Here is a 24,323-nt window from a genome sequence, read left to right as displayed (position 1 = left end):
ATCCACCTTGGGGACCTGAAACGCTGGGGAGAAATCCGAAGAAAAAGTGAAATGCGGCTCCGAACTCTTCGAGTCTGACCGAGCTGCCCGGAGCGAATCGGTCTGGGGTCGCCAAGCGGCGACGGACCTGATCACTACACCAGTGCTGCCGTACGCCGTCAAGTCACACATGCCCGCTCAGAAGGCGCCTGGCTGCTTGGTGCGCTTGGGTTTGGCGACCGGCTTGGTGCCCTTGCACTCGGGATAGCGGGTGCACGACCAGAAGCTGCCGGTGCGGCCTTTGCGCTGGTGCATGGCGCTGCGGCACACGGGGCAGCGCGGGCCTTTGGTAAGCGTTGGCGGCAAGGTGAGCGAAGCGTGGCCACGCACCAGCCGGGTCAGCCATTCCGCCTGCCTGGCGAGGAAGGTTTCGACGCTCAGCTGTCCCGTCTCAATACGATCAAGTGCCTGCTCCCAGAGTGCGGTCAGCGCCGGATCGGCGACCTCCGCCGGCACGGCCTCGATCAAGGTGTGTGCCGCCGCCGAGGCGACTAGGTTGCGTTTTTTCTTGGTCAGGTACCCGTGATCGATCAGGCCCTGGATGATCGCCGCTCGGGTGGCCTCGGTCCCGAGGCCGCAGCTGTCCTTGAGTTTCTGTTTGAGTCGTGAGTCATCCACCTGGTTGGCGATGGTTTTCATGGCCTTGACCAGTGTGCCTTCCGTGTAGGGCTTTGGGGGCTGTGTGCGCTGCGCGTTGACCGTGGTGTCGGTCACTGCCACCGCTGCCGACTCGCGCAGTGTGGGCAAGCGTTGGGTTTGCTCTAGAGGTTCGTTGCCGTCGGCCTCGTCGATCACCGCCTTCCAGCCGCGTGCCAGGATTTGCTTGCCGCGCGCCAGTAACTGATCTTCGTCACTGTGCAACACCACCTGGGTTTTCAGGTACTCATGGTCGGGCAGAAATTGTGCGAGGTAACGGGCGCGAATTAGTGTGTAAACCGCCCGCTCGCGTTCGGAGAGCTGGGTCAGGTCTAGCATCACAGCAGTGGGGATGATGCCGTGGTGGGCGGTGATCTTGCTGCTGTTCCAGGCCCGGGAGCGTCGGCTGGGGTCAGCCTCCTTCAGCCATTGTCCGAGTGACGGGGCGGCCGCCGCCAGGGCGTGGAGTACGCGCGGCACCTCATCCAGCATGCTTTCCGGCAGGTAGCCGCAGTCGGTGCGTGGGTAGGTCGTTGCCTTGTGGGTTTCATACAGGGCTTGGGCCACCGCCAAGGTTTCCTGGGCACCGAGGCCAAGCTTAGCCGAGCAGATCTCTTGCAGCGTGCTCAGATCGAACGACAGCGGCGGGCCTTCGCGCACGCGCTCGACCTCGATGCGGCGGACCTGGGCAGTCCCCTGCTGGCTCAAGCGTCGCGCCGCGCTCTGTGCGACCACTTCGTGAATGCAGTGACCGGCTTCGTCACAGGCTGCGGTCGGTGGCTGCCAGCGCGCCTGAAAGAGCGTCCCGTCCGCCTCCAGCTGCGCATCGACCGTCCAGAACGGCTGAGACTCGAAGCCTGCTATCGCCCGATCACGCTGGACCACCAGACGCAGCGTCGGCGTTTGCACACGCCCCACCGGCAGCATGCCGTCGAAGCCGGCGCGGCGCCCGAGCAGGGTGAAGAGCCGGCTCAGGTTGATACCCACCAGCCAGTCCGCGCGTGAGCGTGCCAAGGCGCAGTGGTACAGCGGCAAGGTCTGCTCACCTGGGCGTAGCGTGCCCAGTGCACGGCGAATCGAGGCATCGTCGAGGGCGGAGAGCCACAGGCGCAGAATCGGTCCCTGGTACTGACAGCGCTCAAGGATTTCCCGGGCGATCATCTCGCCTTCACGGTCGGCGTCCGTGGCGATGACCACCTCGGAGCAAGAGCGCAGCAGTTGCTGAATGACCTTCAGCCGGCTGGCGACCTTGGGTTTGACCACCAACTGCCAGTGGGCAGGGATGATCGGCAGGTCCTCCAGCGACCAACGTTTGTAATTACCGTAAGCCTCAGGCGGTGCTGTTTCCAGCAGATGGCCCATGCACCAGGTGACAGTGGCCCCCTGGCCTTGCAAACAGCCGTCGCCACGCCGGCTGGCCTGCAGCACGCGGGCGATGTCGCGGGCTTGAGATGGTTTTTCGCAAATAAACAGGCGCATACGAGGGCCCTCTCGGTGAGGTACCGATAGGGTGGCGGTGTGGCGTGAGAGAACCAGCGAAAACCCGAATGCGCCGAGATCATATCGGCGGTTCAATGGCGGTGAAAGGTTACTTCCTTCGCGCGAGGTGAGCGGCCAGCGTTTGCAGAAACTCCAAGGCAAACTTTTTATCTGCTTCGCCAAGCTCGTTGATCAGGGACGCAATTCTCTGGCCTTGGTCCTGGGGGCGAGGACTGATGGCTAGCAGCAGCTCATCGGCGGGACAGCCGTACATATCGGCCAATTGCAGCAGCTTGTTGACGGTCAGTTCGACCACGCCGCGTTCAAAGCGCGATACGGCTTCGGCGCCGATTTCCAGACACTCGCCGACTTGCTCTTGGGTCAAACCACGTGCGCGGCGATATTTCGCCAACTGGCGACCGATGTGTTGTGGGCTAGGCTCTTTGACTGGCAACGGGGGCGCTCTCCAATTCGACCCGTATGGTTGACCAGCAACCCGAATATATGAACGCCTTGTAAGGTTGACTAGCAACCCTATGAGGCGTATCACTCAAATTGAGTGTGATAACCCACCTGTCAAAACGGAGGTTACGGCTTGGACGGATCTAACGAGCGTGAGGCAGATGCGTTAGCGCTCAAGGCCTACGAGTTGTTCATGGCAACCCACCTGGAACCGGACAATCCGAAGGCGCGCGCGAGGTTGATCGCATGGGTTCAGGAAAGCCAGGCGCACTGGCGGGCATTTCTTGCTCTGGACCAGTACCTGGCTGAGGTGACGCAGCTGCTGGATGCTGATCAGCGGGGAGAGCCCCGGCGGCATTGAACCACCTGCAGTATCCAGCGTTGCGCGCCGAGCGGGCAGCGAGTCCTCAGGGGTATCTCGCTGCAGGCCGTGATTCCTCTGAGGACCACCCGCTTAGCCGGTCTTGCGTGGGGTCTACTTGCTAGCCCCCTTGCGTCCGGAGCCGCTGCTTTCATTGGCCTTTTCGCGCATGGACACCGAGGCCAGACGGTGGGGCAGGATGCCGATGCGTCGGGCCTCCACCTTGAACGTCACCCGCGCGTTGTCCTCGCTGTCCTCCCATTCATCCTTGACCGTCCGGCCCTCGACCAGGATGCGCATGCCTTTCTGGTACAGGGTGCTCCAGTGCTCGGCGTCCCGGTGCCAGAGCTCGACGGGGGCCCAGTAGCCGCCGCGATCCTCGTAGCCGCCTTCGCGCGGTACCGGATTGTCGAAATAGACATTCAGCCGCAACAGGCGTCGCGGTTCATCCGGGGGGTTGTTGAACTCCTGAAACTCCGGGGCGCTGCCGATGTTGCCTTCACCAACAAAAAACGTGCTCATGCTTGCTACTCCTCGGTGGGGGAACGGGATAGATCGAAGAGGGTCTCGGCGGCGTGCAGCTTGCTGACGCCGGTTTCGGCCTGGCGATACAGTGACTGCAGGCTACTCATCTGCAGGTTCAGGGTGACGCGGTTGACCTCCAGTTGGTACAGCGCCTCCCGTAGCGAAGGCGCCAGATGCGGAAGCGCCATCGCTTGCTGCCACACCTGTACCCCCATGCGCTGGAAGTCCGAGCTGCGCCAGCGCAGGAAATCGGTTCCGGAGGCGCTGTGCTGGACGACCAATCGCAGGTCCAGCAGCGAGAAGGGAGACTGCGCCATGATGGTCAGCATCACCCCCATCAGTCCGGCGACCCGGGCGCGCAGGCGCAGGATCGTCTCGGCGAACTGCTGCAGATCCCCCTTACCCTTAAAAGGCTTTAAAAGGCCTTTTAGGGAGGCACCTTGTTCGAACTCGCGATAGGCATCCGCTGACAAACGCCGGGCGATTGCCTCGGCCAAGGTCATGCTTCACCCCCTTCAGACGGAACGTCCTGTGCGGGCTGAGCCTCTGCCTGATCCGGCTCATCGCGAATCGAGGCCGTGGAGCCGCGCGCGATGGGTGGGGCAAATTGGGAGCGGCGGCTGCCCTCGAGAATGTTTCGCGGTGGCGTGCCGAACTTGTCAATGGCCTCGCGGGCGCGGGCGTTGTTCGCGGCCATGTCATCCCGGCTGACCCCGGCCAGGCGGTAACGCTGCGCTAAACCGAACAGGCTGCGCAGCAGATGGGCGCCACGATCGATCCAGACCTCCATGTCGCTGCGGCCGATCAAGGCGGTGTGATGGGCGAGCAGCACGCGGCGCACCAAGGTGTCGTAGTCGGTCAGCAGGTAGACCGCGAGAAAGCCGAGCTGGCTGCCGATGAACAGCGGCAGAGTGACTGGATGGATGTTGAGGTTGTCGCCGACATCGACTTGGGTGGGCAGGTCGCGTTCCACCTGGCTGATCTGGCTGGTCAATGTAAGCATTTCGGCCTTGGCCTGCAGCAGCTTATCTTCCAGCTGGAGCATGAACCAGTCAGCGAATGGGTCGTCCTGGCTGCTCGCGTGCTTGAGCAGGTTGGTGACGCTGATGTAGCCGGCCATGCCCATGATGGGGTGCACACCTTCGCGGGCCATGCGGCCTTGCCACAACCGCGCGGCATGATGGGTGTGCAGCGTGAGGGTGATGCTGCTGCGCAGGGAGCCCAGGTTGAGCTGATAGTGATCGACCATCGCCAGTACCTCGCCGTCGGAATGACGCAGACAATGGGCTGTTCAGTGAGGCACGGCGCGGATCAACGCGAAGGTGGTTCACTCGCATTTACAGGCAGTGGATTTCCCTGGATTTGATGGCACCGGCATTGATTCCGCTGACGTCCAGTCTTAAGGCGCTGCGCCTATGCCGCGACAACGTTGCTTCAGTTCCTCCAGGCAGGCCAAGGCGAGTGGAGAGGCCGTGCGTTCGCCGCTACGCCGTGGACGCTCGCAGGGCGGTTCCACCTTCGGATCGCTGTGGGACGTGGTCACTGGTGTAGTCGTCTCGGCACGGGCCGCCCACAAGGTAAATTCCCCTTGGCATGCGCGCTTGATCAAGCCCATCAGGTAGGCAACCGGTTTGCGGATCTCGCCGCGGGCGCACCGCACCGACGCTTCGTTGATCACGGCTTGTTGCTGTTCAGGTTCGAGCTGGCGCATCGCCTGGATGGCCATGCGTCGCTCGGTTGGGCTTAGGGGTAGGTCTTCCGGCCATCGGGCTTGGCCGAACGCCACTTGCGCCAGTACCGTACTTTTTTTGCTTTTCTCTTTTTGTACTGTACGGCCGGCGTCGGCATTCCGAATCACAGTCGAAATCGGTGCGTTGCTGCAGGGTTCGGAGTCCGCTGGTGATGCGCCTGCGTTCCGAACCTGGTGGATTTTTCCGGGTTCGGAATTTTCCGCCCCTTCGTTGGTTAGGGAGAGCGATTGCTGCTGAGCTGGCACAGCTGGTGAGGCAAGTTTTTCCTTATCGACCGCCGCCACTTGTGGGTCTGCGTGAATTTCCTCAATCACATGCTGCGCCACGTCACGCACGCCTTTAGTGGCGTGGGTGAGGTTCTGCTGGAGCAGCGATGCGTAGCCGCCGTCGAGCTCAAACTGTTCGGCGGGAGTCAACGGGTCACCGTGCAGCACGTAAACGCAGCCCCGCAGGCAGCCTTGCACATCGCGGGAGCGCTCGACCAAGCTGAGCCAGCGGGTCGTGCGGAGTACGTTGAGCGCTCGGGCGATGGTTTCGCGTGATGCCTGGGAACCGCAGGGGCTGGTAGCCAGGTAGGGCTGCAGGTCCTGGTAGCGAGGCGTTTTCACCCGGCGTTCGGTGATCAGCCAGCGCAACACCTGCCAGGTGTTGCGCTCCAGCGGCGTCAGCCGGCGATCAAGCAGCAACGCTTGGGGCAACGGATTATTGTCGCCATAGTAGATGGTCCGTAGCGGTGCCTCCGCAGTGGAGGCAGCCATTTGGGCCTGTGACGCCTGCCACTCCAAGCGTCGCCGGAGCGCGTCGTAGCACTGGCGCACCACATCTTGCCAGTCGACCTGGTAGAAGTTCAGCATGGCGCACCTCCGTACAGTTCAATCTGCTGCCAGACCAGGGTCAGGCTGATGTGTTGTTCCTCCGCCAGCATCATCATCGCGTCCAGTGGATCGTTGTCCGGATCGTCTCCCCGCAGTTGGCTCCAGCGGTTCCATACGGCATGCTCTTGCGCTTCGCTGAGCTGAACCGGCCGACCGCGGTGGGTCTCGATTTTAAGCACGCGACGACGCAGCGCGGTTTCCGAATGGTCCAGGCCAAAGCAGCGGTACATGATGCTGGAACTCGCGCCCAATTTGAGAGCCCGGTTGATCAGCCGCTCGTTTTGTTCATCCCGTTCGGCCTGGGCGATGAGGCGTCGCAGCACGGTCGTGTCGACTTTGACCTCCACCCAGGCTATGGACGAGTGCGCCAGATGGGACAAGGTGCTGGGTGGCAGCGACTGCAGTACCTCGATGTCTTCATCGGCCAGCCCCAAGGCCCTGCACCGCTGCAGGCGTCCATGGCGCAGTTCATACAACACCTGGTTCAACATGGCATGGTTCAATAGGTTAAAAGTCGTGGTCATGAGGCAGTTCCTCACGTTAACGAGTGGGCGACAGCGTCATATCGATCAGCCGCCGGGCGTGGCGGATCAACGCAAATAGTTGCTCCAGCTGGGCATCGGGGAGCCGCTCGAGGCCAACTGTCAGAGAGGGGCGTTCGGCAAATGGCAGGTCGTAGGCCCCGATCAGCAGCTGACCAAACAACGCGGCCGGCAACTGCTGACGTTGTTCCCAGGCCACGTCATCTTGCAAACGCAGCAGGGCTGAGAGCAGAAGCTGAATGCCGGTGTATCGCGGGCTGAGCCGCTCGCGGTGCTCCAGTGACAGGGTGAAGCCCAGGCCGTCAGCTTGCGGCCTGACCAATGCACTGGCGTCGGCATATTTGGCTAGATCGGTCGCCAGTGCAGCGCAGGTCTCGCGCAAGCCACGGATGCCATCCAGCACGGTGGTGTGTGGTGTAGCTGAGCTCACCGGTGACTGAACGTCATGAATACCGCCGGGCTGCCTCACAGCCGGCAGCTCGTCACTCAGCGCCTGTCGAATATGGGAAAGGCGGGGTTCTTTCGCCGAGGAAGGGTCGCCGCCACTTCGCCGTTGCTCGGGACTAGACGACTCGATTGATGTTTCGGAGGCGTGCACGTTTTCTGGTGACGGGTGTGGAGGATCGTCTTCCACGCTTTGAGGCAGAGGGTGAGCGTTGTTTGATGCGTGAGGCGGCACACGCTGTTCCTGATGCATTTCCAAGGCCAGCAGGCGGGGTGTCTGGTTCAGAATCACTGCCATTTTGGCGATCAGCTCGTCCTGCAGCGCACTCGAATCCAGTTCGGATTTTTCACCTTCGAATGTCGACAACACCTCTAGCCACAGCAGAGCGAATTGTTGAGCATCACCAAAATACTGGTTCCAGGTCGACTCCGCTCGGCGCCGCAGTGTGATGAGCCGCTCGATGGCGGGCTTGCCGAGACCTGCATAGAGGACCTGTGGAATTGCAGGTAGCAGATGCTCGAGCGCATCGAACATTCGGCTGATATGAGATTGCGAGACAGGGTATCCACCTTGGTTCAAGCGCGCGGAGAGCTCACGCTGGCTCAGGGGGGCACCAGGCTTCTGAAACATTTCCTCGAGCTTCGCCACAGCCAATGCTCGCTCAATGAAGGTGAGCTGGCCATGCAAATCGCTCTCGGCCAAGTGCCCGAGCAAGGCATGCGATTCGGATTGCCAGGGACGGAACAGACAATGGATACGAAAGAAACGCTCCTCGCGGGTTTCCTGCCAGAGCTCACCGAGAATGCTCAATCGGGTGTTGCCGCCGTTGCGGATGATGAAATGCTGCTCATTCGGGCGACGCGTTATGGAAGGCGGCTGGTCCAGGCCGCGTTCGCGTATCGAGGCTTTGAGCTCGTCATACAGCGGGTTGCGGATGACTCGCGGATTGAGCTCGTAGGGATGCAGTTGCTCGAGGCTGACGACCATCGGCATGTCGCCGACAGGGCCGGCCGTGACCTCACGGCCCGGCTTCTGCGGGAAATGGACTTGCTGCAGTTGACGCGTGATTTCTTCGGAGGTCGGCGGCTTCATCACAGGTCCTCGGATCAGCCGCGACGGATGAGTCGGCTGTCAGCTGTTGACGTTAGGCTAGGCCCGCTCCTCGGCGATGAGCTCAGCTGGTCGGTCCACTCTGGAAACAACTCGACCGCCAAAGCGCGCATTACGTCAGCTGCGCAAGGGCTATTGCTACCGGATGGTGGGGCGAAGTCGACGCGGTGCACGGGCAGCCCCAGTGAGGCCGCATTGAGATAGGCCACTCGATCGGGAATCACCGTGGCGCAGACGCTGACATGAGGATCGGTCTCGAAGGATGCTTTCAGGCTCTCCATGATCAAGCGGGTATCGCGGCGATTGGCGTTGACCCGGTTCATCAACAGCTTCACCGACGGCAATGCTATCCCCAGGTAGCGGTACGGCTCCAATTCCTCAAATAGCCCAAGCGTGCCGCGCCTCAGCTCGCGCGCTGCAAGCATTTCCGGCGGGACTGGGCAAAGTGCACAATCGGAGGCGAGGATGGCCATCTCCACCACGACGCTGCGCGCGCCTTGGGTATCGACGATGAGCACATCGTAGCGATCCTGGAAGGCTGGCAGCAGGTTGCGCAGTCGAAGGCGGCCATCGTCCGCTTGCATCAGCAGGGCGTTAATATGCCCGGCGCGGTCGTTGGACACGATCAATTCAAGGTGTTGAATGACGGTGGTAGTGATCACCTGCTCGGGAGCAGTGAGCCGTTGCGAGATAAGTTCGTAACTGCCGGCCTCTCGGAGCTTGCACAAAGCGAAGTAGCTGGACAGCGTCGGTTGGCTGTCCAGGTCCAGCAGCAACACCCGCAAGCCTGAGTCGGCGAGCAATCCACCAATATTGGCGGCGATGGTGGTCTTGCCGGCGCCACCCTTGGTCGAGATCAACGAAAGAACTTTCATGCCGCTAGACTCCTGTCGACAAGCGATCCTGAACCCACTGCTCAATCTCTAGTGAGTCCCAACCAACGGCACGCGTGCCGATGCGGCGGCATTTCGGGAACAGTCCGGCTTTCATCAGGTTGTAAATGTGTGAGCGTTTGAATCCGGTTTTTTGTTCGACCTCATCACGACGCATGATGTGGCGATCGGCAGGGCTGATAGGTTGCACGGTGTCACTCCTTAGCGTCGGATGGCGCGTGGTGGGATGTGACAGTCAGTGAAGGCCGACGGAGGAGAGAAATCATTGCCAGGCAATGGCACCCATTGCCAGGCAATTCGGTTTTAGGCCTGTAACACTTGAGCCAAATGACGGCGAGCTTCTGCAAATTTCCGATCAAGGGTCCGTTTACTCAACCCAGGAAACCCAGGGAACTGCTCGGTAATGGCCTCGACAACTGCAGTCTGGTTCTTGTAAATCGACCGCGTTTGGCCGCTTCTGGATTTGCCCAGCATGACCGCCAGTAGGGCGCCAATGATCGCGTAGTGCACGAATGCGGACGCTTCGGAGGGAACCTCAAATGCGCCAAGCTGCGCGGACAGCCCTTGGTGGTCGAGGGCGAGAGCCGCCGCCTCGTCGGCGATTGCCGAGTGTGCTTGGCGTAGCTTTTCAATCTCGCGGGCGCCGGCGTCTCGCTCCGCTTGCAGGGCCAGATACGCAGTCAGGCTTACGCATTCGGAATGGTCGATGTTCTGGGAAAATAGGAATGCTGGCTTATCTTCTGGGTAATTGCGTGCAAACCAAACCCGGAGATCAGAATGGCGAATGGACCAATAGATACGTTCAGCCTTGTCGTTAGAAGTGATTGGGTGTCCAAGGTAGGTCGCGGGTAACTCGCCACAGAAGATCGCGTCGTAGATACGTTCGGCGTAGGCGTGAAGAAAGGGCCATTGAGGGAAATGCTTGAGAAGACAACCGGGATGAGAGAGATCTACCTGCAGAATTTCGCCTTGGTGGTCGGCGAGGTTGCACCAGAGAATCGCGGCATCGATAGGGTGGTAGGAGTTTCTGATCGAGACCATGGGTAAACAGCCTCCTGCTGAATTTATCCTAGATTCGCCAGCGCGAGCTACTGTTCTGGGCCTGTGTCCAGCGAACCAGATTCCTAAAACCAATTGTGGATCCAATTATGGTGACAGCTTTGCATGGGAAAAGTTCGCTACGCAAGGCGGGGTAGCGATAATTTTTGGCGTCAGGCAGGAGGACAGAGATCCTCAAGTAAGGGCGAAGGTTGAAGGGGTCAATTCGGCACAGTACCCCACCCTATAAGACCGTGCAGATTCAGCGTCACTCTGAACAACCATGGCCGCGCTTTTTGTCTGCAACTACACGGTCCAGCATTACACCGGTCTGGCACAAGGGATGATCGATGCCGTCGAGGTATTGGGCATGGTCTGCGCAACTGTGCTGTTTAGCCTGTTCGGGCCTAAACGGCTTGCGCGAAGGTTCAACAAGATGACTGGGGTTATCAGGACTATCGCCGAGGGTGTGGAGGGGCAATCGCTTCGCTCTACTCGAACGCCTGACCCAGGAAATTTCTCGATCTGGTTATGGCCAACGGGTCGGTATTGTACGCCGAAGTTGAGGTCGACAAGCCCCACGCCCTAAGGTTTGCTGAGTCGGTGTCGATTACGCTTGCGGCAATGCGCTGAGCTTCAAGATTTGAAGCGATAAGCGATAGGTTACCAAAAAACCATTTATTGACTTGATGCGTGACACGCGAACAGCAATAAAGTCACGATTTGGTTTTGGCGACCTCTTTAATAAGGTTGGTCATCGCAATGACCGATGGCGAAACAGCGCGAGGTACCCAGGCTACGGCGGCCTCACCATAAAAATCGTTGGGAAGATCCTCGACCGGAATAAAAGCGATCCCTTCAACCTTCATGTTTCGTGCAGTGTCTTGAATCAACCCGATACCGAGTTCGTTCGCGACCAGATTGAACATGGTGTACGACTGGCCCACCCGTTGGGTGACTTTAGCGGTAAAGCCGGCACGGCGACACGCGGCCTCAAGCGCGGGGTACAGATTGGATGGATGTGTGGTGAGCACGAAGGGGTAGCTAGCCAGTTCAACAAGCTTCACGCTTTCGCGTTTTGCGAGTGACCATTTTGCGGGCACCGCTGCCACTAACTTTGAGTGTTCTATCGTGCTGATCTCAAGGCCTTGGGTATTCACGATGTTCCGAATAATGATGCCAATATCGAGGCTGCCGTTCAGCAGCCCCTCTACCTGAAGCTTGCTCGAGCGCTCATCCAACTCGACTTCTACGGCTGGGTAGCGCTTTCGGAACAAGCGGATAGCCTGAGGAAGTATTTGCATCGCGGCCATAGGCGCGAATGCAATACGCAATTTGGTCAACTCACCTGCCTCGAGCCGTCGTACCGCTTTCTCTGTAAATTCGACTAAAGCGAGAATCTTTTTGGCTTCTTCTAATAAAGCCTGCCCAGGGACCGTCAGTGAGACCAGGCGGCTTGTACGGTCGAGCAATTTGACCTCTAGGCTCTCTTCTAGCCGCATGATGGACTGACTCAGTGGCGGTTGGGCCATGCCCAAGCGCGCTGCGGCGCGACCGAAGTGCAGCTCTTCAGCAACGATCACAAAATGCTTAAGCTGTCGAAGCTCCATTTTCAAGACCTTTTTGATATCAATTAATACGTTAGCAATATAGATATTGCAATCGTTAAGCGGCTAGGTAAACAATAGCTCCGAGGACGTAAATGCGTCTAGCGTTCGTATATATGAACTATAGGAGTCACATAATGCAAACCTACAATGGCCCCATCTTCGACGGCGATAGCCACCTTTACGAAACGCCTGATGCGTTCACCCGTTACCTGCCAAAGGAACTGGAGAAAGACTGGACCATCCATTTCAAAACTGGCGCCGACAATGAGTACGCGTTGTATGTGGGCGAGCGGAAGGTTGAAATTACTGGCGGCTACATGACACCCGACGGTAAGGTTCCGCCACCGGGCAACCTCAAGGAGTGGTTGCGAGCCATGAAAGAGGGCAAGGGTGAGGTCGATATGCGTGTCGACATGACGCCTGACATGATGCACGCCGAAGCCCGTCTGAAAAAAATGGACGAATTCAACGTTGAAGGGTGTCTCTTGTACTGCGGCAATATGGTGACGGTACCTAGCTTTCTGGATGATGCCAAAGCCGGTGCCCAGGTGCTCCACGCGTACAACCGATGGATGCTGGACGAGTGGCATTTCAACTACAAGGATCGCATCTACTCAGCGCCGTTGATCAGTTTGGCTGACTTGGATGATGCCATCCGCGAGGCTGAGTTCGTGATTAAAAATGGCGCCCGTGCAGTGCTAATGTCGATGGGGCCATCCGTACATGGTCGATCACCCGCAGACCCTTACTATGATCGCTTCTGGTCTTTGCTCAATGAGGCGCATGTTCGCGTGGTTTTCCACGTGGGTGAGGCCATTTATCTCAAGCACCACATGGCTGTTTGGGGTGAGAAGATGCAAGAGTCGCGGTTGCGTCAATCGGCCTTCGTGTGGATGCACGGTTACAGCGAGCGCCCTGTAGTCGAAACGCTTTCCAACTTCATTTTCTGGAATTTCTTTGCTCGCTTTCCTAACATCAAAATGCTGTCCGCGGAAAATGGCTGCGAATGGGTCCCGAACATGCTTGTCAAAATGGACAAGGTTCGTGGGATGGCAAAAATGGGTTATTGGCCTCAAGGGCAACTCACCGAGCGTCCGTCCACCATCTTCAAACGTCATGTTGGTGTAGTCGCGTATCCGGAAGACGACATCAGGGGCGTGATCGACCAGACTGGCAGCGCCGAATGGATAATCATGGGTTCGGATTACCCCCACGCGGAAGGTGTGCCAGAGCCTAAGGACTTCATTGAAGAGGCTATGGGTAATTGCTCCCTGGAGGAGCAACGCAAAGTCATGTACGAGAACGGCAAGAAATTCATGGCCTCTATCTAGAGGTCAAACATCGGTAAGCGTTTCAAAAAACCGTCTCGCGATTTCGTGAGGCGGTTTCCAAATTTGGTTGGTTGCGCTTTTAGTGAGAGATGTTTTCCTTCGTTGTAAACCCAAATCAGAAATGTCCCCTAATTTCGGTCTTGTTCTGGCCCGTGGAACCAGTAGTTTACGTTGTCACGGATGGTCAGCCGGCGGGTTGTAATCCGTGTTTATCTGTTGAGAAACCAAGGACTTGAACTAACCTTACTGACTCTGACAAAGGCTTGTGGGAGGTTGTGGGTTTCCAAGCAGAGAGCTCGGAAATGAAGAGTGCGAACCATGAGTGAGACAACCCTCGAGAGCGCAGGAACTCGTACTGAAGACGGACGTAGCACACAGGTTGCTGACCCGGCCATGGCCTCGAGCTACCATGACTGCGAAACCTGAAAACGGTGCCGCACAAGCGCCGCGCGCGAGCAGAGCCCGCACCGGGTTGTTTCTGGCGTTGCCTTTGATACTGCTCGGTGTCAGCTGGGCTTATCTTTCTGGAGGCCGCTATATTTCCACCGACAACGCCTACATCCAGGCCGATCGGGCCGGGGTCGCCACCGACGTGTCGGGCCTGGTCGAAGCGGTCGAAGTCCGGGACAATCAGCAGGTCAGCAAAGGCCAGGTTCTGTTTCGCTTGCGCGCTGCTGCCTTCGAAATGGCTCTGGCCAGCGCCCGGGCAGAACTTGGCACGGTGCGCAATGAGCGGATGAACCTCAAGGCCAGCTACGATCAGGCTTTGACCGAAGTCGTCCAGGCCCAGTCTGAACTGCCGTACCGCCAGGAAAACCTGAGACGCCTGGAGCAGTTGCTCCAGGTCTCGGCGGTGTCGAAAAACAACTATGACGATGCGCGTCATGAGCTCGACATGAACCTGCAACGGGTGGCCGTGGTCAAGGCCAAAGCCCAGGCGGTGCTGGCGCAGCTGGGAGGTCAGGCGGGGTTGCCGGTCGACCATTACCCTACCTTTCAGAAAGCCCAGGCAGCGGTCGCCGATGCCGAGCGAATCCTCGCCGATTCTGTGGTCAGGGCACCGTTCGATGGCATTGTCACCCAAGTCGACAGCTTGCTGGTTGGGTCGTACCTGCAGCCGGCTCAGGCTGGATTCAGCCTGATCTCCGACGACAACCTCTAGGTTGCGGCCTTGCCTAAGGAAACCGAACTCACCCACGTGGTCGTCGGCCAACCGGTAACCATCACCGTCGACAGCTACCCGGGCCAGGTCTGGCATGGCGTAGTGGAAAGCCTTAGCCCAGCGTCGGGGGCCAGTTTTTCCTTGCTGCCGGCGCAGAACACCACGGGCAACTGGGCCAAGGTGGTACAACGCATCCCGATCCGAATTCGCATCGACGACGCCGCCGGAAAGCCCGCCCTGCGTCATGGAATGAGCGTCGAAGCTGAAATCGATACCGGTCACAGTCGCGGTTTGCCCGACGGTATCGCACATTTGTTTGCGGGCAAGGCGTGGGCCATGAGTGAATCGGGTGCACTCGCATTTAACCGGCCGATGATCACGCTGTGCGTGATCCATGCAGTAATCATGTAGGCGCTCGACACCACCATCGCCAACGTCGCCCTGCCTTATATGCAGGGCAGCATCTCGGCCAGCTCCGACCAGATCAATTGGGTACTTACCTCCTACATCGATACCGCGGCCGTGATGACGCCACCGTCGGCGTTCCTGGCTCGGCGCTTCGGGCGCAAACGGGTATTGATCTGGGCGATATCGGGTTTCGTGTTCTCCTCGGTGCTATGTGGAGTCGCGCATTCCATTGGCGAAATTGTCGCCTTTCGCTTTCAGGGCGTGGCCGGAGCGGCACTGGTTCCACTGGCGCAAGGCATCCTGCTGGACATCTACAACGAACGCGAACGCGGCTCGGCCATGGCCATGTTCGGTGTTTCGGTGATGGTTGGCCCGGTGCTCGGGCCCACGATGGGTGGTTGGCTGACCGATAACCTGAGCTGGCGCTGGGTGTTTTTCATCAACCTGCCCATCGGCCTGTTGGCATTGGTGGGCATGATCAAATACGTGCACGAAATCGTGCCTGAAAAGCACGCGCAATTGGATCGGTTTGGCTTCGGCTCTCTGAGCGTGGCAATTTTGGCGTTCCAGCTGCTCCTTGATCGCGGCGAGCAACTGGACTGGTTCTCTTCGGGTGAAATACTAATCGAAGCTGTGGTGGCCTTCGCCGCCAGCTATGTATTTCTAGTGCACACCTTCACCGCAAAAACGCCCTTCATCAGCCCAGCATTGTTCAAGGACCACAATTTCAGCGTCAGTGTTATATTCATTTTCACCATCGGCATCCTACCTGTCGTCTCTGGCATTGATGACGCCCTACCTTCAGAAGCTGATGAATTATCCGGTGCTGACCGCTGGCATCGTCATGGGCCCAAGAGGTCTGGGCACCATGCTCTGCATGTTCTTGGCCGGGCGCTCGATTGGCCGTGTTGATACCCGTTGGTTGCTGCTGATGGGGTTGCTGCTTTCGGCCTTATCGATGGAGCTGATGACCGGCTGGACCCCTGATGTGTCGATGAAGGCGATCATCTATACCGGTTTCATGCATGGTGCAAGCCTGGGCTTCCTGTTCGAGCCGCTTAGCGCCATGGCATTTACAACCTTGCCAGCCGCCTTGCGCGGCGACGGCACGGGGCTCTACAACCTGTCGCGCAATATTGGCTCCAGCGTTGGCATCTCGATCTGCACTGTACTGCTGGCGCAGAATATCCAGATTAACCATGCCGATATCGTGGGCTATGTCACCATTTTCAACCATGCCTTCCGAGCGGTGGCGGTGCAAAGCGAGCTTAACCCCTTGATGGCGGGCGGACGGGCAGCGCTTGATGCCCTGATCATCGAGCAGGCCAGCTGGATCGCCTATATGAATGACTTTCGCTTATTGATGATTTTATCGCTGGGCGCTACTCCATTGATTTTGCTATTGCGCAAACCTGCGATCCGTACTGAAACCAAGGTGATTTCAGAGAAAGCATAAAGCTGGTGAGAGAGATTCATTTTTGGTGCGGGTGCTTGCCTTTTTGGGGCTCAAGGATTGCGCAAAGAATTCGCCCGCTTCAACCGGCGCTTTGATCAGAAGCGCTGACTGGCGGATGAGGCTACGGGCAATTGATCCCGGAAGGAACGGCGCATGTCATGGACGACAGTGGCGAGAAACTCTGGCCTCTGTTTAGAGGTCAATCAACGGTAAGCTTGCCCATCAACCGTCTCGCGATTCCACGGGACGGTCTGCAAGTTTGACTGGGTTTTGCGTTTCCAGTGAGTGACCTATAATTGAGGCCCCTTTGAGAGCAACATTTGAAGATTTACAACCCGTCACCGCCCCTTGAATTCTGGCTGACGTTTTTCCTTGAAGGCACGGACGGCCTCTTTGGAGTCTTCGGTCTGCAGCGTGCGGATCATGTTACGGCCTTCCAGTTCTAGAACTTCGCGTAACCGCTCGGTCTGGGCTGCCAACAAGTTCTGCTTCATCAGGCGCAAAGCCACTGGCGGCCCCGCCGCCAGGCGCCGAGCCATAGTCAACGTTTCCTCCTCCAAGTCGTCATCGGGGACCACTAGAGTTGCCAGTCCGGCCTTCATCGCCGACTGGGCATCAATCTTATCGCCAAAAAACAATAGCTCTCTCGCTTTGGCGGGGCCTACGAGATGAGTTAGGAAAAATGTGATTCCGTAGTCTCCGGAGCTGCCGATGCGGGTATAGGCCGCTGAAAAACTGGCAGTTTCCGAAAGGATGCGAAAATCACATGCGGTTGCGAAACTGAATCCGGCTCCGGCTGCGGCACCTCGAACGGACGCGATGGTGGGTTTGCCCATGCCGTAGAGTAACTCACAAATGCCTGAGTTTTTGATCAGGCGGCTTACCCGTAATTCAACATCCATCCAGACTGGGTCATTAGCATAAAGCACTGCCATGGGATCACCCACGTCGATAGTCCCGAAGCTACGTACGTCTGCACCTGCGCAGAATGAGCGCCCTGCGCCCGCGAGAACCACGACACGTACAGCGGGATCGACAGATGCGTCCTGAAGATAGCCAAGTAGCTCGCGCCACATGGAAGGATCAAGCGCATTATGGACGTCAGGGCGGTTGAGCGTAATGGTGTAAACGCCATGGTCAAGAATCGTGCGGATTGTGGGTTCCTGCATCTCGGTGCTCCCGGTGGCTGGGCCAGATAAAACGATTACCCAGCGTTGTTCAGGCCAAAAAAAGAGTTAGCAATCAGTTCATTGGTCTTCTGGTCATGGAGTTTGATCAGGCCTGTGGTGCCCATGATTCAACTCGATTGATAGCCTGGATGATTGCTTGAGAAGTGACTTCCACGCGGAAGCGCTTTATCGACGGACTCACCAGCGCATGCTCGGTCAGTGTCTCTATCTCTGAAACGCTAGTGTTCTCCAGGCCCAGGTCCGCGAGCCGGCGTGGCAGTCCAATTTGCCCGTAGAAAGAGTAGAGTTCAGAGCAGAATTCCAGTGATCTATCCTCCAGCACTAACTGCACCAAGAGCCCATACGCCACATGTTCTCCGTGGAGTGTTCGGACTGCCCACTCCATGTACGGGAATCCTCTTGCGATGGCATGAGCAATCGACAGCCCACCGTTCTCGAAACCCAAGGTGCTTAGTAAGACTGCAGCCTCAATGAGTGCTTCCACGTCTTCGGTGACTTGACCCAATTTTGCCGCCTGCAGCGCAGCTATGGCGTGTGTGCGGATGAGCCGATAGCAGGTGTCCGCGGCTGCCAGCCCTGAATGTGTTGAAAGGGTACCTTGAGGTGTTTCCTTTCCGGCCAGTGCACACGCCTCGGCTTCGAATTTTTTTGCTATAGCATCGCCGACACCCGCCAGCAAGAATCGAATTGGCGCGGCAATGATGACTTGGCTGTCCACCAGCACTAGCTCGGGATTTCTGGGGAGTTTCAGCACTTCCACCATCACATGCTGATCATTGTAAACAGCGATAGCAGCGCTGGCTGGCCCATCAGTTGAGGCGATAGTTGGCACACTGACGAATCGGGTGCCCAACTTGAGCGCAACACCTTTTGCCGCATCAAGCGCTTTGCCGCCTCCAACACCTACGATGACGTCGGCGTCAGCCATGCGCGCAAGATCAGCTAAAGAGTCGATCACTGCATGGGTCACTTCGCCAGGGAAACTGATCAGCTTCACCGGTAGCGTGGCGTCGTTCAGGGTTTTCTCCAACCGCTCACTCAGCAGTTCACGGATCTGGTGATCGATCACAATTACTGGTCGCTGACCTGTCTCGCGTAGGTAGTGGCCAAGTTCGTCAATCACCCCAGCTCCCTGCACATATTTGGCCGCCGCGCCGAAGATACGCTTCATTGGATAATTCCTCCTGACCTGTAAAAGATTTGTGCCCAGACGTCCTCGTATGCAAGCGACTTCCTGACGCCGAGCGATCACCTGTTGTCGCAGAATGCCATAAATTGCCCATAGCTGACTATGTGTCATTTATTTCTTGCCATGCATTTCTCGGTGATAAGTCTCCTCTAACGCATCTTCCGAAAGCTTGCGTCTGGAAAATTTCGAGTTATAGTTGTGTTCACAAATAAGAACAACGTTCAATAAGTGGTGCTGATATGGAACCTGCGTTGCTCGAGCGAATCGACCGCCTGGAGTCTCAGTTATCAATTCAACAGTTGCCTGCTCGGTATGCCGTGGCTCTCGACGCGCGTGATATCCAAGCGTGGCTGAATCTGTTTGTAGACGACGTGGATTGCGGACGTCATGGAAAAGGTCGTGAGGTGCTCAGGCAATTCATCGAGCCTGCGGTGCGAAATTTTTATCGCTCTCACCATCAGATTTGTGGCCACGTCATTGACTTCATCGATGCGGACCACGCCAGCGGGACGGTTTATTGCCGGGCCGAGCACGAGCATGAGGAGCACTGGATCGTCATGGCGATCTGCTATTTCGACCAGTACGAACGCCGAGATGGCAGTTGGTATTTCACCGCGCGAGATGAACAGCACTGGTACACGACCGATATCCTCGAGCGGCCGTTTGGACCAAACGCCGAGCGTTGGGATGCTTGGGCAAAGAGCAAACCGAAACTGCCCGGACGGTTTTCTACTTGGAAGCCTTTTTGGGATAAAGGAGACCCGCAGCAGGTCACCCAACTGTCACGACTACCTTGAGGCAACGAAACGGTAGTGCAACAGAAGGAAAACAGTGTGAGACAACAAAAGGAATCGCAGACTGCGCAATCGTTAAGCGGACGTTCGATTTATGTAGTCGTCTCAAGCGCCATTCATGGTGTGGAACTGGCGACTGGCCTGGCGGCGCGCGGTGCTCGGATTGTGCTCCTTTCTGAGCAAGCTGTGCACGAAAGTCAGAAGGTGGCTTTGACGTTGCTCATCGATTTCGGATCCCGCGCATCTATATCCCAGGCGTTTGCTCGAGCCGAAAAATTGATTGGGGCACCGAACTTAGTGGTCGCTTGTATCGCTTCAAACGCGTCGACAAATCCTTGCTCGCTGGATCAATTTTCCGGCAGTGAATGGGCGGATAGTTGTATGCGCCCTCTAAAAGCGACGCTTCATTGCCTTCAGGTAGCGGGTAACGCCATGGCGGCTCAAGGGGGCGGGATTGTGTTGCTTGGGCCGACGCTTGGATATACCGGGGCACGTGATTTCGTTGCACTTACGACTCTAGCTGAGGGGCAGCGTGGCTTGATGAAGTCAGCCGCCCGCCAACTGGGGCCGTTGGGGGTTACAGTCAACTGGATCGCCTTGTCATTGAGCGAGCTGTACCCGCACCTGAGTGAGTTGAGTTTCCCTCATGTACCTGAAATGGGGCCACCACCTCTGCCGCTAGGGGCTGCTCTTTCGTTAAGCCAAGCACTCACAACAGTGGAATTTCTCGGTGGTGCGGGCGACCAGGTACTGACGGGCGCGAGCCTGAATCTGGACGGCGGGGAGTGGATGCTGCCATGAGTTATAAAAATATTTCGCTCACGGGCCGCACTGCGATTGTTACCGGAGCAGGGGGCGGGACAGGCCGTGATATGGCCATTGCTCTTGGTTTGGCAGGGGCAAACGTTGTTATTGCAGCGCGGCGCGCAAGTACCGCGGAAGAGACAGCTCGAATGATCCGCGAGCTCGGAGGAAGCGTTTTGCCAGTCGAGGCTGACGTGACGTGTCGCGCGGATATGGTCAGGACGGTCGCAGCGACGGTTGAGGCATTCAACGGGCTCGACATTATGATTCATAACGCTGTGCATGGGGCGACCGGCATGCCCCAGTCGCTCATTGATATCACCGATGAGGACTGGGACGCTCAATCAGCGGTCAGTCTTAATGGGGCATTTATATGCGCTCAGTCGGCCTTCTCCGAACTCAAACGAGCGGGTGATCGCGGGCGTTTCCTCTTAATGGGGTCGGCCTTTGGGCAACATGGTGCCGGGCACAATCCGATCTATTCCGCGAGCAAAGCCGCGTACCGAGGATTCACACGAGCTTTGGCCCGGGAATGGGGCGGCTATGGCATCACGGTAAATATGATCGCGCCATCCTCGCTTACTGAGGTTGCGAAAAGTTACCTGAATTCCAATCCAGAACTACGAGATCAGTACCTGACAGGGTTCGCGCTCGGGCGTATGGGGCGACCACGTGACGACATTGGCGGTGCAGTGGTCGCTATGTGTAGCGAGGCATTTGGCTACGTGACAGGTCAGACACTCATGGTTGATGGCGGTCTTTACACCGTTATGTAGCTAAGGAGCGATGCAATGGGTTTGCTTGAGGGAAAAGTAGTGATTGTCACCGGTGGCGCGAGTGGGATTGGCGCGGTTTCAACGGAGGTATTGGCGGCCGAAGGGGCGCGGGTTGTAGTTGCCGATATCAATAGGGAGGGGGCAGAACGCCAAGCGCTGAAAGTTCGTGATAGCGGCGCAGAGGCTTTGGCGTTACACGTCGACCTGCAAGACCAGGAGTCCATTCAGTCGATGGTCGCTGACACTGTCAAAGCGTTCGGTGGTCTCGATGTGCTGTTCAATAATGCGGCCGATACGCGGTTGTCATCAACCAGGGATACCGCCGTCGAACATGTGGACGTTGAGGTCTGGGACGAAATCATGCGCGTTAACTTGCGAGGGACGATGCTGGCCATCAAGTACGCAATTCCTCATATGCGCGAAAGGGGTAGTGGTTCCATCATCAATACCGCGTCCGGTGCCGGACAGGCAGGTGCTCACAGTTTTTCTGCCTACGGTGTTTCAAAAGCCGGTGTCATCATGCTCACGCAATACGTTGCCACCCAGCATGGCAAGGAGGGCATCCGCTGTAACGCGATTTCTCCAGGACTCATCGTCACCCCCGCAGTCATAGACACTTACGCTGAAGGGGAGATGGGCAAAATGATGCTTCGTCATCACTTGACAGCGCGACTTGGCCAGCCTGAAGACATTGCCCATGCGTTGGTTTTTTTGGCTTCTGATCGCTCCGCATTTGTCACTGGCCACTGTCTGAATGTCGATGGCGGCTGCATGGCGCACCAAGCGTTTTGGGCTGATGCCGTAGCGACGAAATTCTAGATCCCGAGCATTGACTTGGCTTCAAACATAATAATTAGAGGCGTTCAGTGAAAACTTTCCTGCATCCTGCCATCTCGCTTATGAATCGTCTGAGTTTCGGCAAGAAGTTTAGCTTGATCAGCGCCTTGTTTTTCATCCCCATGCTGGCAACTAATTATGTCTTAATCAAGGATGCCTATGCTCAGTTCGTTGGAACCAAGACGGAAATAGCTGGGCTGGAGTTTCTCAGAGGGGCATTGAAGATTCGTCGCGACATGGAGAGCCTCGAGAATCTCGTATGGGTCCAGTTCCAACTTGGCGGAGCCAATCAGAGTCAGGACCTTAACAATCGAATCCGCGTCTTAAATTTGAGCCTGATCGATCAGCTACAGCGACTGACATCGGTGGACCTGACTGGCACACAAATCGATGACATCAATGCCAAACGTGGCGCTTTGATTGAGTGGTTGCGTGCGGCGCATGCCGACACCACTCAAGGCAAACAGCAACATGAGATCAAGCAACAACTCGCCAACGTCCAAATATTAGTCATGTCGGTAATATCTGGTACAGGGTTGTCTTTGGATCCCAGCCCAAGTGAACGCAAACTGATCAATCTCATTGTCGATAGTGCCGCCGATTTGACTCTCGCACTGGGGGAGTCGCGTTCGCTCGGTGCGTATCTGCTGGCGAGTGGCTCCAGAAACTCGAGCGCCATCAGTGAAGTGGAAAACGCATTGCAGCGGCTGGAAAAGTTGCAGTCTGAATACGGTCAGCATATCGATGGTGCTCTCGTGGGGAATGAGAGGGGGCGTGCGATCTTGCAGGACAAAGCCAGCACAAGCCGCGACTCATTGACAGTGGTAAGCGCTTTGCTGGAGAACGACTTGTTGTTGGTGTCTGGGGGCGCCGTTCCTTGGCAAAAATTCTATGATGAGTTGAGTGTCGAAATCGACAAGACTTACCAATTCAATGATGCAGCGCTGACCTACATCGGTGGAGAGTTCCGCGCCCGGCTGACCAATGATCAACAGAGGATGCTCCTGCTCGTAAGTGGATTGATGCTGGTGTTTTTATTGATTGGTTATCTATACAGCGGTTTTTACGTGGCAGTCCGTAGTACGTTGATAAGCTTCAGTCTTGCCATGGATGACATTGCAGCCGGCGATATGACGGTCAATGTGAGCACCCAGAGCAATGATGAGTTAGGTGAATTGGGGGGCGTTATCAATGGAACCATTGGCAAGGTTCACCTATTGATCCAACGGGTAGGGCAGACGGTCGCCAAAGTCAAAGGCCAGGCCGATCGCGTCGAAGTCGTTTCCAATGAAAGTAGTCAGGCCGTATCTGAGCAAAGGCAGAAGATCGAACTGATTGCTACGGCGATGAGTGAGCTGTCCGCCACTGCACAAGAGGTGGCGCGAAATGCAGCTGTCGCAGTGGACAGTGCGCTCAGTGTAAACAAGGAGACGGTCTCTGGTCGCACCTTGGTCGAGTCCCAGGTGGGCAGTATTCATCAATTGGCAGAAGAAATTGACCAATCGGTTGTTGTGATCAATCAGCTTGCCAGTGATAGCAGTACGATCAGTCAGGTCTTGGATGTCATTAAGTCCATAGCCGAACAAACCAATTTGTTAGCGCTCAACGCTGCCATCGAAGCGGCCAGGGCCGGAGAGCAGGGACGAGGGTTCGCTGTGGTTGCAGATGAAGTACGCAATCTGGCCAAACGCACCCAGCTGTCTACAGAAGAAATCGAGCAAACGATCAGCAAGCTGCAGAATGGCGTAAGTGCCGCCGTCAAGGCGATGAATACCAGTCACAGTACGGCCAGCATCACGGCAACCCAGTCCAAACAGGTTCAACAGGCGCTGGAGAACATTTTCAAGGCCGTGAGCATAATCGTCGACCAGAATCAGCAAATCGCAGCAGCTGCCCTGCAACAAACGGGTGTGACTCATGATATTGATCGCAATATTGTCCAAGTCAACCAGGCAGGCGATCGTACTGCCAAAGGTGCTAGTCAAACCGAACATGCCAGCCGCGAGCTGTCTGAACTGGTAGGCCAACTCAAGAAGTTGATCGGTGAATTTAGGGTTTGATGGTAAGCAATGCACTATCTAGAACGTCTGGACGTCAATGGCGGCGGTATAGAGCAGCATGCATTTTGGGTTGATGCCGTAGCGACGGCGGTATAAATACCGAGCAAACTTTAATAGGCTTAATCGAGGACACTGTTATGGCAAGTATCGAGCAGCGTTTGTCAGCGCTTGAGGTTGAACTGCAAAGTCTACTCGATCAGATTGCAACTTCACTCACCGTAGTAGGGCGTCGATTTCCCTCACGTAGTGAGGGATTCACCATGCGAGACTTCAATCGTGTGGCGCTGAATTCATCAGAGCTCCAAGGTCTGTATAACGAGGCGTCTCAATGCAGTTTGCCACCGAGCGGTATGCAACATTCCCGTGGCATTGGATCTATATTCCCTAGTCTTTATTCATAAGAGTTAGCGACTACCGGCGCGACAAGGTACTCCAGCAGGACGCGATGAAAATTGGAGACGGCCACTTCCTGAACAGGGTTGGTGCGCGACCCTTTGAAGCCGGAAGATTTCATCCCCTCCTGGACATTCCCCATGTTCTGGAAATCCTG

General features: G+C 57.0%; 24 protein-coding genes and 2 pseudogenes. 12 read left to right on the top strand and 14 right to left on the bottom strand.

Annotated elements, in window-relative coordinates; translation table 11 throughout:
• Nucleotides 1-177: 177 nt before the first annotated feature.
• Both KGB28_RS15270 and KGB28_RS15265 read right to left on the bottom strand, forming a co-directional pair.
• Complete coding sequence (locus KGB28_RS15270) at nucleotides 178-2,154, bottom strand: DNA topoisomerase III (RefSeq protein ID WP_223446303.1); 1,977 nt, start codon at nucleotides 2,152-2,154, stop codon at nucleotides 178-180.
• Nucleotides 2,155-2,263: 109 nt separating this feature from the next.
• Nucleotides 2,264-2,608 carry a helix-turn-helix domain-containing protein gene (locus KGB28_RS15265; RefSeq protein WP_069557625.1) on the bottom strand — a complete coding sequence of 115 codons (345 nt, stop codon included), beginning with the start codon at nucleotides 2,606-2,608 and terminating at the stop codon, nucleotides 2,264-2,266.
• A gap of 141 nt (nucleotides 2,609-2,749) precedes the next feature.
• Here KGB28_RS15265 and KGB28_RS15260 point away from each other — a divergent pair, with 141 nt between their 5' ends.
• On the top strand, nucleotides 2,750-2,977 hold the full coding sequence (locus tag KGB28_RS15260; RefSeq protein WP_069557626.1) for a hypothetical protein: 228 nt from the start codon (nucleotides 2,750-2,752) through the stop codon (nucleotides 2,975-2,977).
• A 114-nt stretch (nucleotides 2,978-3,091) separates the two neighbouring features.
• Here KGB28_RS15260 and KGB28_RS15255 read toward each other — a convergent pair whose 3' ends face one another.
• From KGB28_RS15255 to KGB28_RS15215, 9 genes are all read right to left on the bottom strand, one after another.
• The gene (locus KGB28_RS15255; RefSeq protein WP_223446301.1) at nucleotides 3,092-3,499 is read right to left on the bottom strand and encodes a single-stranded DNA-binding protein; all 408 of its coding nucleotides are present in this window, start codon (nucleotides 3,497-3,499) and stop codon (nucleotides 3,092-3,094) included.
• 5 nt (nucleotides 3,500-3,504) lie between these two features.
• Nucleotides 3,505-4,005 carry a DUF3158 family protein gene (locus KGB28_RS15250; protein ID WP_103395162.1) on the bottom strand — a complete coding sequence of 167 codons (501 nt, stop codon included), beginning with the start codon at nucleotides 4,003-4,005 and terminating at the stop codon, nucleotides 3,505-3,507.
• Entirely contained in the window at nucleotides 4,002-4,751 is a 750-nt protein-coding gene (locus tag KGB28_RS15245; protein ID WP_069557629.1) for a PFL_4669 family integrating conjugative element protein, read from the bottom strand. The genes KGB28_RS15250 and KGB28_RS15245 overlap by 4 nt, the downstream gene beginning before the upstream one ends.
• A 150-nt stretch (nucleotides 4,752-4,901) precedes the next feature.
• Entirely contained in the window at nucleotides 4,902-6,107 is a 1,206-nt protein-coding gene (locus KGB28_RS15240; RefSeq protein ID WP_223446299.1) for an STY4528 family pathogenicity island replication protein, read from the bottom strand.
• Nucleotides 6,101-6,652, bottom strand: coding sequence for a DUF2857 domain-containing protein (locus KGB28_RS15235; RefSeq protein WP_223446297.1), 552 nt, complete (start codon nucleotides 6,650-6,652; stop codon nucleotides 6,101-6,103). The genes KGB28_RS15240 and KGB28_RS15235 overlap by 7 nt, the downstream gene beginning before the upstream one ends.
• Before the next feature lie 16 nt (nucleotides 6,653-6,668).
• On the bottom strand, nucleotides 6,669-8,207 hold the full coding sequence (locus KGB28_RS15230; protein WP_223446295.1) for a ParB family protein: 1,539 nt from the start codon (nucleotides 8,205-8,207) through the stop codon (nucleotides 6,669-6,671).
• A 14-nt stretch (nucleotides 8,208-8,221) separates the two neighbouring features.
• On the bottom strand, nucleotides 8,222-9,100 hold the full coding sequence (locus tag KGB28_RS15225) for a ParA family protein (RefSeq protein WP_223446293.1): 879 nt from the start codon (nucleotides 9,098-9,100) through the stop codon (nucleotides 8,222-8,224).
• Nucleotides 9,101-9,104: 4 nt separating this feature from the next.
• A complete protein-coding gene (locus KGB28_RS15220; RefSeq protein ID WP_223446351.1) occupies nucleotides 9,105-9,275 on the bottom strand; it encodes an AlpA family transcriptional regulator in 171 nt (56 codons plus the stop codon).
• A gap of 146 nt (nucleotides 9,276-9,421) precedes the next feature.
• Nucleotides 9,422-10,159 (bottom strand): hypothetical protein, encoded by a 738-nt coding sequence (locus KGB28_RS15215; protein WP_223446291.1) that lies wholly within the window; start codon nucleotides 10,157-10,159, stop codon nucleotides 9,422-9,424.
• Between the two features lie 476 nt (nucleotides 10,160-10,635).
• Between KGB28_RS15215 and folX the strand changes: the two are divergent.
• Nucleotides 10,636-10,789, top strand: a pseudogene (gene folX / locus KGB28_RS15205) (dihydroneopterin triphosphate 2'-epimerase); the annotation flags it as partial.
• A gap of 83 nt (nucleotides 10,790-10,872) precedes the next feature.
• Here folX and KGB28_RS15200 read toward each other — a convergent pair.
• Nucleotides 10,873-11,766 carry a LysR substrate-binding domain-containing protein gene (locus KGB28_RS15200; protein WP_223446289.1) on the bottom strand — a complete coding sequence of 298 codons (894 nt, stop codon included), beginning with the start codon at nucleotides 11,764-11,766 and terminating at the stop codon, nucleotides 10,873-10,875.
• A 134-nt stretch (nucleotides 11,767-11,900) separates the two neighbouring features.
• Here KGB28_RS15200 and KGB28_RS15195 point away from each other — a divergent pair, with 134 nt between their 5' ends.
• From KGB28_RS15195 to KGB28_RS15175, 5 genes and pseudogenes are all read left to right on the top strand, one after another.
• Nucleotides 11,901-13,097, top strand: a complete 1,197-nt coding sequence (locus KGB28_RS15195; RefSeq protein ID WP_223446287.1) for an amidohydrolase family protein — start codon at nucleotides 11,901-11,903, stop codon at nucleotides 13,095-13,097.
• Between the two features lie 409 nt (nucleotides 13,098-13,506).
• Nucleotides 13,507-14,259, top strand: a complete 753-nt coding sequence (locus KGB28_RS15190) for an HlyD family secretion protein (RefSeq protein WP_223446285.1) — start codon at nucleotides 13,507-13,509, stop codon at nucleotides 14,257-14,259.
• 9 nt (nucleotides 14,260-14,268) lie between these two features.
• The gene (locus KGB28_RS15185) at nucleotides 14,269-14,670 is read left to right on the top strand and encodes an HlyD family secretion protein (RefSeq protein ID WP_223446283.1); all 402 of its coding nucleotides are present in this window, start codon (nucleotides 14,269-14,271) and stop codon (nucleotides 14,668-14,670) included.
• Nucleotides 14,671-14,709: 39 nt separating this feature from the next.
• Nucleotides 14,710-15,381, top strand: a pseudogene (locus KGB28_RS15180) (MFS transporter); the annotation flags it as partial.
• A gap of 22 nt (nucleotides 15,382-15,403) precedes the next feature.
• Complete coding sequence (locus KGB28_RS15175; RefSeq protein WP_223446281.1) at nucleotides 15,404-16,123, top strand: MFS transporter; 720 nt, start codon at nucleotides 15,404-15,406, stop codon at nucleotides 16,121-16,123.
• A gap of 338 nt (nucleotides 16,124-16,461) precedes the next feature.
• On the opposite strand, the gene KGB28_RS15170 is transcribed toward KGB28_RS15175, so the two are convergent.
• A complete protein-coding gene (locus tag KGB28_RS15170) occupies nucleotides 16,462-17,292 on the bottom strand; it encodes an enoyl-CoA hydratase-related protein (RefSeq protein WP_223446279.1) in 831 nt (276 codons plus the stop codon).
• A 106-nt stretch (nucleotides 17,293-17,398) separates the two neighbouring features.
• Nucleotides 17,399-18,484 carry a glycerol dehydrogenase gene (locus KGB28_RS15165; RefSeq protein WP_223446277.1) on the bottom strand — a complete coding sequence of 362 codons (1,086 nt, stop codon included), beginning with the start codon at nucleotides 18,482-18,484 and terminating at the stop codon, nucleotides 17,399-17,401.
• A gap of 257 nt (nucleotides 18,485-18,741) precedes the next feature.
• Between KGB28_RS15165 and KGB28_RS15160 the strand changes: the two genes are divergently transcribed.
• The 5 genes from KGB28_RS15160 (at nucleotide 18,742) to KGB28_RS15140 (ending at nucleotide 23,773) form a co-directional block, all read left to right on the top strand.
• Nucleotides 18,742-19,299: a nuclear transport factor 2 family protein gene (locus KGB28_RS15160; protein WP_223446275.1), complete on the top strand. Its 558-nt coding sequence runs from the start codon at nucleotides 18,742-18,744 to the stop codon at nucleotides 19,297-19,299.
• Between the two features lie 15 nt (nucleotides 19,300-19,314).
• Entirely contained in the window at nucleotides 19,315-20,097 is a 783-nt protein-coding gene (locus KGB28_RS15155) for an SDR family oxidoreductase (protein WP_223446273.1), read from the top strand.
• Nucleotides 20,094-20,876, top strand: a complete 783-nt coding sequence (locus KGB28_RS15150) for an SDR family NAD(P)-dependent oxidoreductase (protein ID WP_223446271.1) — start codon at nucleotides 20,094-20,096, stop codon at nucleotides 20,874-20,876. Before KGB28_RS15155 ends, KGB28_RS15150 begins: the two co-directional genes overlap by 4 nt.
• A gap of 15 nt (nucleotides 20,877-20,891) precedes the next feature.
• Nucleotides 20,892-21,695, top strand: coding sequence for an SDR family NAD(P)-dependent oxidoreductase (locus KGB28_RS15145; RefSeq protein ID WP_223446269.1), 804 nt, complete (start codon nucleotides 20,892-20,894; stop codon nucleotides 21,693-21,695).
• Nucleotides 21,696-21,775: 80 nt separating this feature from the next.
• Nucleotides 21,776-23,773 carry a methyl-accepting chemotaxis protein gene (locus KGB28_RS15140; protein WP_263296750.1) on the top strand — a complete coding sequence of 666 codons (1,998 nt, stop codon included), beginning with the start codon at nucleotides 21,776-21,778 and terminating at the stop codon, nucleotides 23,771-23,773.
• Nucleotides 23,774-24,323: the final 550 nt, after the last annotated feature.

This window comes from Pseudomonas sp. BF-R-19 (assembly GCF_019956445.1).
GTDB lineage: Bacteria > Pseudomonadota > Gammaproteobacteria > Pseudomonadales > Pseudomonadaceae > Aquipseudomonas > Aquipseudomonas fluorescens_BH.
The sequence above is the reverse complement of the archived record's forward strand: the minus strand, read 5'-3'. Positions and strand labels throughout refer to the sequence as shown.